This is a genomic window from Brochothrix campestris FSL F6-1037, from assembly GCF_000525915.1.
Taxonomy (GTDB): Bacteria; Bacillota; Bacilli; order Lactobacillales; family Listeriaceae; genus Brochothrix; species Brochothrix campestris.
In genome coordinates this window covers 26,398-41,809 of sequence record NZ_AODH01000029.1, presented here as the reverse complement: position 1 = coordinate 41,809, position 15,412 = coordinate 26,398, and the positions used below count along the sequence as shown (strand labels likewise).

The following is a 15,412-nucleotide window of genomic DNA, read 5'->3' as shown; positions in this document are numbered from 1 at the left end:
GAATGAAACTTACATGGACAGTTACGCCTGCCGATAATGGCTTGTTATTACGGACTTTTTTTAAGTCATCATCATATTTCTAAACGTTTGTTATCGGCAATTAAATTTAGCGGTGGTCAAATACGCGTCAACGAAAAGGTTGAAAATGTTCGCTATCAAGTATCAACTGGTGATGTGATTACGGTTGATACACCGATTGAACAAGAAAATGACTCGATCATCCCTGAAATTGGACCGCTTAAAGTACTATTTGAAGATGAGTTTATTTTAGTCGTGGATAAACCAGCGGGAATAGCATCGATTACGGCCCAGTATCATCCAACGCAAACGATGGCGAATTTTATTAAGGGCCATTACTATCAAAACGGCGAGAAACAAGCAATTCATATTGTCTCACGCCTTGATAAAGATACATCGGGAATCATGTTGATTGCTAAAAATCGCTTTGCGCATGCGCGTTTAAGTGAGTTGCACCAACAAGGACTCGTCAAACGGACTTATCGTGCCTTTGCCGAAGGGACTATCGCTGAATCAGGTGCAATCATTGCGCCAATCGGCCGTAAAGATGGTAGCATTATGATTCGTGAAGTGCGAGCGGATGGTAAATATGCTGAAACACATTATCAGGTGCGAAACCATTACCATGATTGGACGGATGTTAACGTCGAATTACGGACGGGACGGACGCATCAAATCCGTGTTCATTTTCAACATTTGGGTCATACTTTAATGGGTGACGATATGTACAAGGGCAGTGTGACACGTTTGAAACGACAGGCGTTGCATAGTGAAAAGCTACGATTAATTCACCCGTTTACCGGTGAGGAAATGAGCTTTGTTTGTGAATTGCCTGCCGACATGGCAGCCGTCTTGGCACAATCAGAGCTAATTACATCAATTCGATAGTTATTTATCGTAAAGTCATGTAAAATAGAAAAGGAAAATATCGTTATATAGGAGGCAATTATGTATTTGAACTTTGAAAATAAAACCGTTTTAATTATGGGTGTTGCAAATAAACGCAGTATTGGCTGGGGCATTGCTAAAGAACTTGATAAAGCCGGCGCCAAATTGATTTTTTCATACTCAAAAGAACGTTCAGCCAAAGGGTTATTAAAGTTAGCGCTTGAATTATCAGATTTGAATAAAGAACCAGATATGGTGAAATGTGATGTTACAAGTGACGAGGATATCGCTACAGCAGTGGCTGATTTGAAAGTCAAAGCGGGTCAGTTAAGTGGGATTGTACATTCGGTTGCCTTCGCTAACAAAGACTTTTTAGGTGATGCGTATTCAGCGGTCGATCGTGCTAGCTTTGCTCAAGCACTTGATATTAGTGCCTATTCGTTTACAGCTATTATTCGAGCAGCACACCAAGCGGAGTTATTAGCTGATAATGCGAGTCTGATTACGTTAACGTACTTAGGTGGCGAACGCGTTATTCAAAATTATAACTTGATGGGTGTGGCGAAAGCGGCCTTAGAATCATCTGTTCGTTATTTAGCGAATGAGTATGGTCCAACTGGCATTCGGGTCAATGCGATTTCAGCCGGACCAATCCGGACGTTGTCTGCTCGTGGTGTGGGGAACTTTAGTGAGTCTCAAAAAATGGTTGAAGAACGCGCACCATTGCGTCGCGTTACGACTTCAGAAGAAGTCGGCACAACGGCATTATTCTTATTAAGTGATATGGCAAGTGGGATTACAGGTGAAAACATTCATGTTGATAGTGGTTACCACATCATTGGTTACTAAACTGAATGACTAAGCGGTTCACACTTCTTCAGAAACAAGCAAGATAAAGAGGTGCGCCTTCTTATGTTGCTTTTTTTTATGGATGACCGTCAAAAAGAACAGACGAGGAGGCAGTCGAATGCAAACCAAACAAAAAACAATCGTGTTAGTTGGTTTTATGGGTGTTGGTAAAACAACCATTGGTCGAGAATTAGGCAAACGGACGCTGCTTCCGTTTGCCGATAGTGATGATTTGATTGAACAGCAGACAAAGATGTCAGTGCAAGACATTTTTGCAACTAAAGGTGAAGCGGCTTTTAGAGCGTTAGAAGAAGAACTCGTTATCGCGCAATTACGCGATAATAAGACGCATATTTTAGCGCTTGGCGGTGGTGCATTTATGAATGCTAACATTCGCACGGCTTGTTTACAGGAAGCAACGACCGTCTATTTGAAGATGGATTGGGAGCTGTGGCAAAAACGATCGCGCAAATTAAAACGGTCACGTCCGCTGTTAAAGACCAATACACCAGCTCAAATCCAACAGTTATTCACTGAACGCGATAAAATTTATCGTTTAGCAAATGAAACAATTGTAACCAATCACTTAACGGTCAATGAGATTATCAAACAAATATTAGCAAACTAACTTGAAGGTGGGGCTTTTGAATGAACGGTAAACAAGCAGCAGGAGAACGGGCAGTTGACTATATTAAAGATGGCATGATAGTTGGCTTAGGTACGGGGTCAACAGTGTTTTATTTTTTACAGGCTTTGGCAAAGAAAGTCGCAGAGGGATTACAAGTAACTGGAGTCGTCACCTCAATGCAAACAGCAGCCTTAGCAAAAGAACTGAACATTCCTTTAATGGATCTTAATGAGGCAACAACGATTGATGTTTGTATTGATGGCGCTGATGAGATTTTTGTGGCGGATGGCTCTGTTTATGGGATTAAAGGTGGCGGTGGTGCACTGCTGTTCGAAAAACTTGTGGCTGAAGCAGCACAGCAACGTATTTGGATTGCCGACGAATCAAAGACGGTCACACAGTTAGGTGCCTTCGGTCTGCCGGTTGAGGTGGTTCAGTTTGGCTATCAACAATTGGAACGAGCGCTTGCAAAACGAGGATATAACCCAGTGTTGCGTCGCTCTGCTGACGAGACACCTTACCTAACTGACAGTGGCAATTACATCCTTGATTTACAGTTCGAGCCGATTACTGAGCCACTCGCCTTAGCGACTGAGTTGAAGCACATGACTGGTGTGGTTGAACACGGCCTCTTTAATCAAATGACAGAAGTAACGATTATCGCAACTGCTACTGGGGCGGTCAGTGTCGCAACTTTTTAAAGAAAGAAGGTCTAATCATGTATGCAAAACTGAGTACCTGTGCCAATGAACAACGGGTGATTGGTCTCTATCATCACGACGCGTTTATGATTGGTGTCGTAGTAGCGGTTAATCCACGGCGGATTGGGATCGAGTTAGTGGCACCAAGTGGACGGACAGAAGGGCTGATTGTGATGGAAACAGCAGCCATTAAACAACTTGAAGTGGCAGAACCTTATTTACTTGAAATTGAAAATCGCCGTTCGGAGCAAGTGACGCAGCTGTTACCATTGCAGTTGAATAGCTTTAACATTGTTGATTCGCTCTGTAAACAGCTGCAGGCTAAAGTTATTCTTTGTCGTATTCAGACGATTTTTGAACAGAACAATGGCTATTTAATTGGCGAGGATAAAACCACATTACAGTTGCAAAAGATTGATGTCTATGGCAAAAAAGGAGCGGTTGTTGACTATCACAAGGCCGAGGTGCTAACGCTCAGCTGCCTCGATGATGAATTGGTTGCTTTGCAAAAAACGGTAACCTTTGTCAATAGCTAAAAAAAGAGTACGACCCTCATTTCTTCAAGGAAGAAGTGAGGGTCGTACTCTTTTTTGTTAGGCATGTACAGCGATTTTATAGTCCATATCGATGTGCCAAATACCGCCCATATCGATGTATCGTTCACCAGTTGTCGCAACGAATCCAAGCTTTTCATAAAAAGGAACAGCATGCTCTTGAGCAGACAAGTATAAAGAGTCAAGCTGCTCTTCACGGGCTGACTGTTCAATCGCTAAAATTATCTTGCGACCAAAGCCTTTGCCACGTCCTTCTTTTAAAACACAAATACGTTGTAATTTACCGCGGTTATCGTGAATGTATAAACGACCAGTTGCGACTGGATGACCTGTTTCATCATCGTAGGCAAGGAAGTGTTCGCATTCAGATTCTTTACCATCGTTATCTTCATCGGGAGAAAAGTTTTGTTCTTCAACAAAGACCTTCTCACGAATCGCTTTCACAATTGCTAATTCCTCGGTATTTTCAGGGTTAATTTTAACTACAGTCATGGTTCTTAAAACTCCTTTTCATTAAAAACTTGTAAGCTTTGCGCTAATTGATCAGACCAATGTCGCCACAGATGGGCGCCGTTAAAGGTCCAACCAGTATAATCTGTCTGTTCGGACCAAATGGTTGCTAGTTGTTGATTCGGGGTTGTGAAATCACAATCCGGCTCGCCAAAAGTAGTGTCGACGTGTTGCTCATCTGTTCCGTAAGTGTGTGAGATGACTAATGAAACGGGTGTCGTTGTGCGACATTTTTCGAGCAGTGTCTCATCTAAAAAAGGCGAGAATAAACATACTTTACCAAAAGTGAAGCGGTAACGCAAGCAAAGGGCTAACGAAAATGTGGCGCCGAGTGAGACCCCAGCGAGGTAACGTCCCTGTGCCAGTTGCAGTGAAGGCAGCTTCGCATCTAAATAAGGTGTTAATTCTTCGGCAATACAGCGTTGATAGTTACTGAATGATGCCCCATTAGGATGACAACGTTCAGCTCGTAGCGCGACGGACTCATACGGAATTGCAATTGTAATGTAGCTATGAAGCGTACCAGCTAACATCGCCGCATCACTTTTAGTAAACAAGTCGCCATATGTGATGAAATCTTGCCCATCTTGCACAATTAGGTACGGGTACTTATGTGTCGGATCGTAATGTGGTGGGTAGTGAATGATAAAGGTTAAGTCGGTCTTTAAAAACTGACTATAAAGTTGGTGCTGTTCATCCAAACGGGCCGTCATGGGCTCACCTCCGTGCTTATTTTTTAAATTTCATGGTTGTAATTGGTAGATGGAAAATAAAAGTAATAAGTGTAATGATAAACATCGCGATAAAGACCGTATGCAAGCCACTGAATAAAATATGTTTAAGTTGTGCAACTGCTTCTGCGGCAATTGGTGCATGATTGGGATTGAGCAATTGCGTTAAATTAGCGTGTGTTACACCGGCTGTGGTTGCATCAGCTAAATGACGTGTTGTCACCGAGTTGAAAATGGTACCAAAGACAGCCATCCCCATCACTTGTCCGAGGGTACGGAAGAGGGTGTTAACAGATGTAGCTGATCCCATGTCGGTAGGTGCGACGACATTTTGTGCTGTAATGGTCGTCATCGTAATCGTAATTCCGAAGCCGAGTCCCATCACCGCAGAAGCACCGAGGAACAGCCAAATCGAAGCGGTCTGTGTCAACACCATCAGCCAAAGACCGGCGAGGGCAATCACAAACGTCCCTAAACCAATGACACGACGAATCGTGCTGTTTTCAATCATTTTACCACCGATAAATGAACCGAGGATCCACGTGATTGACATCGGTGCGAGCGTGAATCCGGCAATCGTTGCGCTTAATCCGAGAATACCTTGTACCCACATCGGCATATACACGTTAACACCAATTAAAAAGGCACTTGCTAAAATAGCGACACAGTTGGCGAAGGTAAACGAACTGTTTTTAAACATCGGTAACGGTAAGATGGGGTATTTCGTACGATTTTCTTGCCAAACGAAGAGTCCAAGAAAAACAAGCGCTATTGCAAACGCAATTAGTACACTCGGTGCAAGCCAACTTAAGGTGTCACCAGCTAATTGAAATCCGAGTAACAAGGCGACTAAGCCGATTGTTAAGAGGAAGGTGCCGATGTAATCAATCGTCTGCTCAGTTTTGCTGACTTCTTCATGGAAGTACATCTTCATTAAGATGATGAGGATAATCCCAATCGGCACGTTGATGAAGAAAATCCAGTGCCAGGTTAAGTAATCGACGATGAATCCGCCGAGGAGCGGACCAAAGATACCAGCGATACCCCAGGCGGCTCCATTAAGGCCCATAATTTTTGCTCGCTTATCAACTGAATAAATATCAGCGATAATAATAAAGCTTAACGGCATAATCGAGCCAGCTCCAATCCCTTGGATGGCACGATAAATAATTAGTTGGGTCATGTCTTGCGCAAAGCCACAAAGGGCCGAACCAATCATGAAGACAATCGTTCCGATAATGAATATCGGTTTTCGGCCATAAATATCAGCTAATTTACCAAAAATCGGCACACAGACAGCTGATGTTAATAAGTAGATTGAAAAGACCCAGTTCATAATTGAAATACCGTTGAGTTCACTAACAATCCGTGGCACGGCTGTAGAAACAATGGTGCCTTCAATCGCGGTCATAAAGGTTGAAACAAAGATGGCGACAGTGACCCATTTTACATGTGTTTTTTTCAAAGAACATTCTCCTTTACTAAGCTCGTTTGCGGCGAACCTAATGTGTTATTTGCTAATCATAACAAGCAAAGTCAGGCTTCCATTTAGCGCCTAAATGGAAATGATACGTGTTGTTTAAGAGCTGCTATTATTTTAACATTTTTAACGGTAATAGGCGAATAACGCTCATCAAAAGCTGACGGTATTCGTTAGGCCTCCAATTGTGTATAATTAAGGTGAATTAGAGTTCTAGATAACTCACTGAATGAAGGAAAGAAGGCTGACACAAATGACAATAACAACTGAAAAAACAATTGCAACCTTATTCGAATTGACACAAATTGCAAGTCCAACCGGCTATACGGAGTCAATCATGTCGTACATTACCGACCGCTTGACAGCGATGGGATTAACAGTAGCGCCGACTAATAAAGGCAATCGCATCGTGACTATTCCTGGTAAAAACAACACAGAGCAACGCTTATTAACGGCACATGTCGATACATTAGGTGCGATGGTAAAAGAAGTGAAGTCCAACGGTCGTCTAGCTTTATCGCTTGTGGGTGGGTTTCGTTTTAATGCGATTGAAGGAGAGTACTGTACAATCACGACCGCCAGTGGCAAAACGTATACTGGCACGATTTTAATGCATCAAACAACGGTGCACGTATATGCTGATGCGGGCTCGGCTGAGCGAAATGCAGCTAATATGGAAGTTCGAATTGATGAAAAGGTGGCAACGGCTGCTCAAACACGTGAATTGGGCATTGAAGTCGGTGATTTTATTAGTTTTGATGCCCGTAGTACACGTAGTGGTGATTTTATTAAGTCACGTCATCTAGACGATAAGGTGAGTGTTGCTGTTTTGATTGAAACGCTTGGGCGTCTCGTAGCAGAACAGCAGACCTTACCCTACACAACTCATTTCTTAATTTCCAATAATGAAGAAATCGGCTATGGTGGTAATTCGAGCATCCCTGAAGAGGTGGTAGAGTATATCGCTGTTGATATGGGGGCAATCGGTGATGGGCAAACGAGTGATGAGTACCATGTGTCAATTTGTGCGAAGGACAGCAGTGGTCCTTATCATTATGGTCTACGGCAACATTTAGTGGGATTGGCACAGGCGCAACAGCTGGCTTACTGCGTTGATATTTATCCGTTTTATGGCTCCGATGCTAGTGCAGCAATGAAGGCTGGTGCTGATGTGAAACATGGCTTAATTGGTGCGGGAATCGAAGCCTCTCATGCTTACGAACGGACGCATAAAGAAGCGATTACAGCGACAGAGCAACTCGTATGGGCCTATATATTCTCACCATTAGCCGACAACAAATAGCTGTTTTTTCACACGAACGCTAAAGTTATCGTCTGAAATATGCTATACTAATTTTATGTCAATTTTAAGTTACGGAGGAAGTCCGATGTAGTTTATTTTGTTAAACATCAGATTCTATTTAGATAAACGGAGGGTATTCATGATAGACGCAATTAAAAAAGAAATTGAATCGCGTAAAACGTTTGCGATTATTTCTCACCCCGATGCGGGTAAAACAACGATTACAGAACAACTCTTACTGTTTGGTGGTGCGATTCGTTCAGCCGGAACAGTAAAAGGTAAAAAGTCAGGTAAGTTTGCCACATCCGATTGGATGGATATTGAAAAACAACGTGGTATCTCGGTAACAAGTTCAGTGATGCAATTTGATTTCGATCATTACCGCATCAACATCCTTGATACTCCTGGTCACCAGGATTTTAGTGAGGATACGTACCGTACATTGATGGCGGTCGATAGTGCAGTGATGGTAATTGACTCGGCTAAAGGGATTGAACCACAAACGATGAAACTGTTCAAAGTTTGTCGCATGCGCGGTATTCCCATCTTTACCTTTATTAACAAATTAGACCGTCCGGGTCGCGATCCAATGGACTTGATTTCAGAATTAGAAGAAGTGCTGGGCATTGGTGCTTATCCAATGAACTGGCCAATCGGGATGGGAAAAGAGTTGATTGGTAACATTGACCGCTATAATCACCGTATTGAGCAATATCGTTATGAGGACGAAGCGGACCGCTTTATCCCTCTTAATGATAAAAATGAATTATTGGCACCTCATGCTGTGCAGGAATCAACTTATTTTGATGAAGCAATGGAAGAAATCAACTTATTAGATGAAGCAGGCAATGAATTTGATGAAGCGGCGATTTCAGCTGGTGAATTAACACCTGTCTTTTTTGGTAGTGCCTTAGCCAACTTTGGTGTTGAAAACTTCTTATCAACTTTTGTTGATTTTGCTCCAGCACCGCAACCGCGCCAAACTGAAGAAGGTGACTTAGTTGATCCAACCGACAGCAAGTTCTCTGGTTTTATTTTCAAAATCCAAGCCAATATGAACAAAGCCCATCGCGATCGGATCGCCTTCGTCCGTATTTGTTCGGGGGCGTTTGAAAAAGGCATGAACGTTCATTTAGCACGGACAGGTAAAACGATTAAGCTGAATAACTCAACCCAATTTATGGCCGATTCTCAAGAAATTGTGAGCCATGCCGTTTCGGGTGATATTATCGGTTTATATGATACAGGTAACTATCAAATTGGGGACACGATTACGATGGGGGCTAAAAACCTGCATTATGAAAAAATGCCACAATTCACACCGGAATTGTTTATGCGTGTGTCAGCTAAAAACGTCATGAAACAAAAACATTTCCATAAAGGTGTCGAACAATTAGTACAAGAGGGTGCCATTCAGTTGTACAAAACATGGCATGCGGGTGACTACATGCTTGGAGCTGTTGGTCAATTACAGTTCGAGGTGTTTGAACACCGGATGAACAATGAGTACAATTCTGAAATCATCATGGAACCAATGGGCAAGAAAATGGCGCGTTGGATCAAACCAGAAGATGCGGATGAAAAATTAGCAACGACTCGTAATATGCTTGTGCGTGACCGTTACGATCAACCCGTCTTCTTGTTTGAAAATGAATTTGCCTTACGCTGGTTTAGTGATAAGAACCCGGATGTTGAACTGTTTGAATTAATCTAAGCTAAGATAAAAGGAGGGGACCGATTAGTTTCGGTCCCCTCCTTTCAGATTGTAGATAAAGTCTAAACGGATTTCATTTTCTTTCGAATGCTATTACAGTGACGTTGTTTACGAGCTGATTTCACTTTCATTTCTCTAGCTATTATTACAACAAAGTGGCCAAATCGCCTGTAAATACGAGCAATAGTAGTAATCCGGCTACAATTAAAATGACTGCGATGAGCAGTAGGTTGAAAAAACCGAGTTTAGAGATGCGTTTTTTTGAGGATTTAACAAGTAAAAAGGTCCAAAAGTAAAAAAAATAAAACCAATAATAATTGTGGCAATAGGAATTGAATAATAACTCATTGAAAGATACCTCTATTCTTAGATTGATAGAAACAACGTTAGTGAAACTATACTTCATTTTACACTTAAATAGAATTCCATTGCAACTATATCAGCATAATAAGCCAGCTGCAAAAAAATCGTAAAAAAAATTGACGAATGAATTGGCCATATGTTACGATATACTCAATTAAATATCAGTTTGACATTTTGTGTCAAAGGGGAGTAGCGTTGCTTACTGTTGATAACAGTAAGCAAGATAAAGTCGTCAATACATGGATTAATTCCATCGGTTTTATCAACATGTGTCATGTCAGCGAGACCTTTGTCCACACTTATTTAAGGTGGGCAAAGGGCTTGTTTTTTTGTTTAAAAAAAAGGGGTCTAACCGCCATACACCTTAAACGTCACTGGGACTTTAACACAGATAATTTAGAGGAGGCGATTTTTTGGATGCAGCAATGTTATTACAGTATGGTTGGGTTTTAATCGTATTAATTGGATTGGAAGGAATTTTAGCGGCTGATAACGCGGTCGTGATGGCAGTAATGGTGAAACACTTAGAGCCAGAACAACAAAAAAAGGCGTTGTTTTATGGTTTGGTCGGAGCGTTAGTGTTCCGTTTTATCGCGTTATTCTTAATCGCAACCTTGGCTAAATATTGGCAGTTGCAAGCGCTTGGTGCAGTTTACTTACTTTACATAGCGGGTTCTAATCTCTATAAGAAATTCGCCCATAAAGAAGGCGAACATAAAACTAAGAAACGTAAGCAAGGTGGTTTCTGGGCGACGGTCATTAAGGTTGAAGTGGCAGATATTGCCTTTGCAGTTGATTCAATGTTAGCAGCAGTGGCATTAGCAATTACGTTGCCACCATCAGGTTGGGGCCATATTGCTGAGATTGACACAGCGCAGTTTATCGTTATGTTCCTTGGTGGCGTGATTGGCTTAATCATCATTCGCTTTGTTGCAACAGCGGTGGTGAACTTGTTGAAAAAATACCCCGCACTCGAAACTGGGGCATTTGTCCTCGTCGGTTGGGTCGGTGTCAAATTGGTTGTTATGACCTTAGCGCATGAAAAAGTAGCGCTGTTAGACGCACACTTCCCACATGGGACAGTGTGGCAAAGTATTTTTTATGGCGTGATGGTATTGATTATTGTAATCAGTGTGATTGTATCGCGTAAAGCAAAAGAAACAACAGTTTAAAATGACTCAATCAGACACTTTACAAAGTGTTTGATTGAGTTTTCTTTATGCAAACAAACATGTGAAGAAATTTAATGAAGAAGGTGTCAAAATGGATGCAAGTCTTTTTTTACAATACGGTTGGGTATTTATCGTATTGGTTGGTTTAGAAGTGGTGTTATCAGCCGATAATGCAGTCGTGATGGCGGTAATGGTTAAGGGATTAGAGCCACAGGCGCAAAAAAAAAGCACTGTTTTATGGTTTAGTGGGTGCGATGGTTTTACGATTCACAGCGCTGTTTGTCATATCGCTCTTGGTTGATATGTGGTATATACAAGCGCTTGGTGCGTTGTACTTGCTCTATTTAGCGGTGAAACATTTTATGACGGAAGAAGCGTCAATGACTGCCATAGATACCGACAGAAAGTCCCAATCATTTTGGGGGACGGTGTTGAAGGTTGAATTGTCGGACATCGCCTTTGCGATTGATTCGATTTTAGCTGCGGCGGCCTTAGTGATTACCTTACCGAGTACACATACGTTCTCAATTGGTGGTATGGATGGCTGGAAGTTTATCGTGATGTTTATTGGTGGTTTTATCGGGTTATTGTGTATTCGCTTCGCTGCCACTAAAATTGTCCGTTGGTTAGAACTTTATCCTGTTTTAGAACAGGCGGCCTTCTTGCTTGTCGGTTGGGTCGGTGTGAAATTAGCGGTCTTAACCTTGGCACATAAAGATATCGGTGTTTTAGCGCTTGGGTTCCCAGAAAGTATCGGGTGGCAAGTTACATTCTGGGGTGTTATGATAGTCATTATTATCGGCGCATTAATTAAGATAAAGTTGACACATCAGAAAGGGTGAATTAACCATGTTCTATCACTTGCGATTACGATTGCGTAATTTGACGCCAGTACAAGCGATTGTATCGTTTTATTTTGTCGCGATGACAGTTGCCACACTCGTTTTGTTATTGCCGATTGCAAAAAAGCCAGGGCAAGAAGTGTCGTTCATTGATACGTTATTTGTCGCGGCAAGTTCAGTCAGTGTCACTGGTCTATCGCCTGTTAGCCCAGGAGGTACCTACAGTACGTTTGGTCTTGTCTGTATGATGATTTTCTTCCAAGTCGGAGGCCTCGGTATTATGATGATGAGTACATTGTTTTATTTGATGTTGCGACGTCGAATTGGTTTGAAACAACGTCGTCTCATTCAAACGGATGTAAATGCCTACTCAATGAGTGGCATGGTTAATCTGATTCGTGACGTGTTTATTATTATTACGACGGCAGAGGTAATCGGCGGTATTTTGATTGGTTTATACACGATTCCTCATTATAAAGATGTGGGTTCAGCTTTCTTCCATGGTTTCTTCTTGAGTGTTGCAGCTGCCACTAGTGCAGGGATGGATATGGATGGCTTATCAATGGAACCATTCGCGGGTGATTATTTCATCCAAACGGTTGTCATGTTATTAATGATCATGGGGGGCATTGGTTTTCCGGTGCTGTTAGAAGTCAAGCGCTTTTTAATTGGACGAAAATCAACGAAGCGACCCTTTCGTTTTTCGCTCTTTACGAAATTAACAACCTTTACTTATTTTGGTCTCTACTTTGCAGGGGCGATGTTAATCATTCTCCTAGAATTTAATAAATTCTTTAGTGGGATGACTTGGCATCAAGGCTTGTTTTATTCCTTATTCACCTCGGCGACGGCCCGCAGTGGTGGTTTTACTTTGCTGGATTTAAATCAGTACTCGGCCACGACCTTATTGATTTTAATTTTATTTATGTTCATCGGTTCATCACCCAGTTCAACGGGTGGTGGGATACGGACAACAACCTTTGCAATGACGGTGTTGTTTATTTTTGCAACAGCACGTGGCCATAAACATGTGCATGTATTTGGACGTGAGCTCATTGAAGAAGATTTAAGAAAAGCCTTATCGGTCACCTTGTTTTCGGGCTTGCTTTGTTTCACTTCGGTCTTAATTTTATCGCTAACAGAGGTCAATATTCCTCTGATGTCATTAATGTTTGAAACGGCATCAGCCTTCGGGACATCGGGCTTGTCACTCGGTGCAACGGCTCAACTGTCTATCGTTGGTAAACTGGTTATTATTATGTTAATGTTTGTTGGACGGGTATCGATGATGTATATTTTATTGTTTACAGCAGCGAAAACAGATAATGAATATGGGTTTAGATATCCGAAAGAAAAGGTTGTGTCAGGCTAGCTGACAATAGCCAAAAGGAGTCCAGATGACGAAGATAGCGAAGTGGTTGCTTCTCATTGGTTTATGCGTGGTTGCCGCAATGGGGACAGATGCGTACCTTTCCCAAAAAACAGAAATAAAACCAGTGAAGCAGGTACAGAAAGCACCGAAGAAGGCAGTACCCCCACCTGGAAAAGCGGAAGAAACACAGAGATGGTTAACACGTGAAACACCGGTTAAAATACCGATTTTAATGTATCATAGCATTTCGAGCGGTAATTCGTTACGGGTGCCACCTACAGAATTTGAGCAACAGATGCAGTTTCTTAAAGAAGCAGGCTATTACACCTTAACCCCAGCTGAATTGTATCAGGCCTTTGAAACGAATACGGTTCCAGCCGAAAAGGTAGTCCTTATCACTTTTGATGATGGCTATACCGATAATTACACAGCAGCTTTACCGGTGTTGGAACGCTATGGTCTTGCGAGTACTGTTTTTATGATTACAGGCACTACTGGAAAACCGAATCATCTCACAATCGAACAAATGAAAGCAATGCAACAGCAGCAGGTGACGATTGAAAGTCATACGGTCAATCATCAAGAACTGAACCTGCTGGCCAAAGAGACGCAGTTAACCGAAATGATTGATTCGAAGCGGTTTATTAAAGACGAGCTCGACTACGATAGCATCATCTTAAGTTATCCTGTCGGTCGATACAATGACGAGACGTTGGCAGCCGCTAACACCGCCGGCTACAAACTAGCCGTTACGACTGAGCCAGGGCTTGCGTCTAAAGCTGACGGGTATTATCAATTGAAACGTGTGCGGATTACACCGGGCTTAAGTATCGAAGGTTATCGCACTTTAATTGAAAATGGTTTGTAAAAAGGATTGACAGTTACAAAGTGACGTGGTAATATAAATCTTGTGAGTTTAAATAATACATGAAAGAAGAAGTTTCCGCTTCTCGCCTTGTTGACGTCATTGTTTTCAGGCTAACAAACTATTTAATTAAGTCTGTTTGCGGGTATTTCTGAGATGAAATGCCCGTTTTTTTCATGTTTTTGAACATCATGCTAGGTTCAATTTAATTTGGAGGTGGATTATCATTAGCAAAGACAACACTTTGATCAATGAAAATATTCGTGCTCGTGAACTTCGTGTAATTACTCAAACTGGTGAGCAGTTAGGTGTAACATCTAAACATGATGCACTCGAACTTGCAGAACGTGCAAATCTTGATCTTGTTCTTGTTGCTCCGAACGCAAAACCGCCAGTAGCCCGTATTATGGATTACGGTAAGTTCCGATTCGAACAACAAAAGAAAGACAAAGAAGCGCGTAAAAACCAAAAGACAATTACGCAAAAAGAAGTACGACTAAGTCCAACAATTGATGAACATGATTTCAATACAAAATTGCGTAACGCAGTTAAGTTCTTAGAAAAAGGCGATAAAGTGAAAGCTTCTATCCGTTTCAAAGGACGTGCGATTACACATAAAGAAATTGGATTAGAAGTTCTAAACCGTTTTGCATCCGAGTGTGCAGAAATTGCGACAGTCGAATCAAAAGCTAAAATGGACGGACGTAGTATGTTCTTAGTTTTAGCGCCGAAAGAAAGCTAATCGGGGACAGCATTTAATGCTGTGTTAATACAAGGAGGAAAAAACCATGCCAAAAATGAAAACACACAGAGGTACAGCTAAACGTTTCAAAAAAACTGCTTCAGGTAAATTGAAACGTGGCCGTGCTAAAACAAGTCACTTGTTTGCAAACAAATCTACTAAAGCAAAACGTCATTTACGTAAATCTGCATTAGTATCAGCTGGCGATATGAAACGTATCCGTCAACAATTAGACAACATCAAATAATCGAAGTCGTCCAAGAAACGACCAAAAATCATTGTTTTTAAAATCAGGAGGGAATTCTTATGCCACGAGTTAAAGGCGGTACTGTAACACGCGCACGTCGCAAAAAGGTCATCAAATTAGCAAAAGGTTATTACGGAGCAAAACACATTATTTTCAGCGTAGCTAACCAAGCTGTAATGAAAGCAAACATGTATGCTTACCGTGATCGTCACCAAACAAAACGTAACTTCCGTAGATTATGGATTGCTCGTATTAACGCAGCAGCTCGTATGAACGAATTATCTTACTCTAAATTAATCCACGGCTTAAAATTAGCTGGTATTGATATGAACCGTAAGATGTTAGCTGAATTAGCAGTTAATGATTTTGCAGCATTCACACAATTATGTGACGCAGCAAAAACAGAATTAGCTAAATAATAGCGCTAAAGCCT

15 protein-coding genes, 2 pseudogenes and 1 riboswitch are annotated in these 15,412 nt (G+C 41.7%); of the genes and pseudogenes, 14 read left to right on the top strand and 3 right to left on the bottom strand.

The features are described 5' to 3' along the window. The first annotated feature begins 2 nt into the window (after positions 1-2). The 5 genes and pseudogenes from BCAMP_RS07085 (at position 3) to BCAMP_RS07065 (ending at position 3,620) form a co-directional block, all read left to right on the top strand. A pseudogene (locus tag BCAMP_RS07085) lies at positions 3-906 on the top strand (RluA family pseudouridine synthase). A 60-nt stretch (positions 907-966) separates the two neighbouring features. Continuing rightward, positions 967-1,755, top strand: a complete 789-nt coding sequence (locus BCAMP_RS07080; RefSeq protein WP_035314755.1) for an SDR family oxidoreductase — start codon at positions 967-969, stop codon at positions 1,753-1,755. 118 nt (positions 1,756-1,873) lie between these two features. Beyond that, positions 1,874-2,383, top strand: coding sequence for a shikimate kinase (locus BCAMP_RS07075; RefSeq protein ID WP_035314753.1), 510 nt, complete (start codon positions 1,874-1,876; stop codon positions 2,381-2,383). Positions 2,384-2,403: 20 nt separating this feature from the next. Next, complete coding sequence (gene rpiA, locus BCAMP_RS07070; RefSeq protein ID WP_035314752.1) at positions 2,404-3,084, top strand: ribose-5-phosphate isomerase RpiA; 681 nt, start codon at positions 2,404-2,406, stop codon at positions 3,082-3,084. Positions 3,085-3,101: 17 nt separating this feature from the next. Further along, positions 3,102-3,620: a hypothetical protein gene (locus tag BCAMP_RS07065; protein ID WP_035314751.1), complete on the top strand. Its 519-nt coding sequence runs from the start codon at positions 3,102-3,104 to the stop codon at positions 3,618-3,620. Between the two features lie 57 nt (positions 3,621-3,677). Here BCAMP_RS07065 and BCAMP_RS07060 read toward each other — a convergent pair whose 3' ends face one another. From BCAMP_RS07060 to BCAMP_RS07050, 3 genes are read right to left on the bottom strand one after another with little or no spacing between them, the layout of a single operon-like run. After that, entirely contained in the window at positions 3,678-4,130 is a 453-nt protein-coding gene (locus BCAMP_RS07060) for a GNAT family N-acetyltransferase (protein WP_035314750.1), read from the bottom strand. Between the two features lie 5 nt (positions 4,131-4,135). Next, entirely contained in the window at positions 4,136-4,861 is a 726-nt protein-coding gene (locus tag BCAMP_RS07055) for an alpha/beta hydrolase (RefSeq protein ID WP_035314748.1), read from the bottom strand. 16 nt (positions 4,862-4,877) lie between these two features. Then, complete coding sequence (locus tag BCAMP_RS07050; RefSeq protein WP_035314746.1) at positions 4,878-6,344, bottom strand: MDR family MFS transporter; 1,467 nt, start codon at positions 6,342-6,344, stop codon at positions 4,878-4,880. Between the two features lie 268 nt (positions 6,345-6,612). Here BCAMP_RS07050 and BCAMP_RS07045 point away from each other — a divergent pair, with 268 nt between their 5' ends. The 9 genes and pseudogenes from BCAMP_RS07045 (at position 6,613) to rplT (ending at position 15,398) form a co-directional block, all read left to right on the top strand. Further along, positions 6,613-7,662, top strand: coding sequence for a M42 family metallopeptidase (locus tag BCAMP_RS07045; protein ID WP_035314745.1), 1,050 nt, complete (start codon positions 6,613-6,615; stop codon positions 7,660-7,662). 139 nt (positions 7,663-7,801) lie between these two features. Further along, positions 7,802-9,376, top strand: a complete 1,575-nt coding sequence (locus BCAMP_RS07040; protein ID WP_035314744.1) for a peptide chain release factor 3 — start codon at positions 7,802-7,804, stop codon at positions 9,374-9,376. 535 nt (positions 9,377-9,911) lie between these two features. After that, positions 9,912-10,088, top strand: a riboswitch (yybP-ykoY riboswitch). A gap of 64 nt (positions 10,089-10,152) precedes the next feature. After that, positions 10,153-10,911 carry a TerC family protein gene (locus BCAMP_RS07030; RefSeq protein ID WP_035314742.1) on the top strand — a complete coding sequence of 253 codons (759 nt, stop codon included), beginning with the start codon at positions 10,153-10,155 and terminating at the stop codon, positions 10,909-10,911. A 91-nt stretch (positions 10,912-11,002) separates the two neighbouring features. After that, positions 11,003-11,753 (top strand): annotated as a pseudogene (locus BCAMP_RS07025) (TerC family protein). A gap of 7 nt (positions 11,754-11,760) precedes the next feature. After that, positions 11,761-13,125 carry a TrkH family potassium uptake protein gene (locus BCAMP_RS07020; protein WP_035314741.1) on the top strand — a complete coding sequence of 455 codons (1,365 nt, stop codon included), beginning with the start codon at positions 11,761-11,763 and terminating at the stop codon, positions 13,123-13,125. 25 nt (positions 13,126-13,150) lie between these two features. Then, on the top strand, positions 13,151-13,993 hold the full coding sequence (locus BCAMP_RS07015; protein WP_035314740.1) for a polysaccharide deacetylase family protein: 843 nt from the start codon (positions 13,151-13,153) through the stop codon (positions 13,991-13,993). A gap of 220 nt (positions 13,994-14,213) precedes the next feature. After that, a complete protein-coding gene (gene infC / locus BCAMP_RS07010) occupies positions 14,214-14,732 on the top strand; it encodes a translation initiation factor IF-3 (RefSeq protein ID WP_232217940.1) in 519 nt (172 codons plus the stop codon). A 46-nt stretch (positions 14,733-14,778) separates the two neighbouring features. After that, on the top strand, positions 14,779-14,979 hold the full coding sequence (gene rpmI, locus BCAMP_RS07005) for a 50S ribosomal protein L35 (protein ID WP_029091835.1): 201 nt from the start codon (positions 14,779-14,781) through the stop codon (positions 14,977-14,979). 59 nt (positions 14,980-15,038) lie between these two features. After that, positions 15,039-15,398: a 50S ribosomal protein L20 gene (gene rplT / locus BCAMP_RS07000; RefSeq protein WP_035314736.1), complete on the top strand. Its 360-nt coding sequence runs from the start codon at positions 15,039-15,041 to the stop codon at positions 15,396-15,398. Positions 15,399-15,412 lie beyond the last annotated feature (14 nt).

Coding starts and splice junctions, on each gene's coding strand:
- BCAMP_RS07080 (WP_035314755.1), top strand. CDS start 967: ATGTATTTGAACTTTGAAAATAAAACCGTTTTAATTATGGGTGTTGCA.
- BCAMP_RS07075 (WP_035314753.1), top strand. CDS start 1,874: ATGCAAACCAAACAAAAAACAATCGTGTTAGTTGGTTTTATGGGTGTT.
- rpiA (WP_035314752.1), top strand. CDS start 2,404: ATGAACGGTAAACAAGCAGCAGGAGAACGGGCAGTTGACTATATTAAA.
- BCAMP_RS07065 (WP_035314751.1), top strand. CDS start 3,102: ATGTATGCAAAACTGAGTACCTGTGCCAATGAACAACGGGTGATTGGT.
- BCAMP_RS07060 (WP_035314750.1), bottom strand. CDS start 4,130: ATGACTGTAGTTAAAATTAACCCTGAAAATACCGAGGAATTAGCAATT.
- BCAMP_RS07055 (WP_035314748.1), bottom strand. CDS start 4,861: ATGACGGCCCGTTTGGATGAACAGCACCAACTTTATAGTCAGTTTTTA.
- BCAMP_RS07045 (WP_035314745.1), top strand. CDS start 6,613: ATGACAATAACAACTGAAAAAACAATTGCAACCTTATTCGAATTGACA.
- BCAMP_RS07040 (WP_035314744.1), top strand. CDS start 7,802: ATGATAGACGCAATTAAAAAAGAAATTGAATCGCGTAAAACGTTTGCG.
- BCAMP_RS07020 (WP_035314741.1), top strand. CDS start 11,761: ATGTTCTATCACTTGCGATTACGATTGCGTAATTTGACGCCAGTACAA.
- BCAMP_RS07015 (WP_035314740.1), top strand. CDS start 13,151: ATGACGAAGATAGCGAAGTGGTTGCTTCTCATTGGTTTATGCGTGGTT.
- rpmI (WP_029091835.1), top strand. CDS start 14,779: ATGCCAAAAATGAAAACACACAGAGGTACAGCTAAACGTTTCAAAAAA.
- rplT (WP_035314736.1), top strand. CDS start 15,039: ATGCCACGAGTTAAAGGCGGTACTGTAACACGCGCACGTCGCAAAAAG.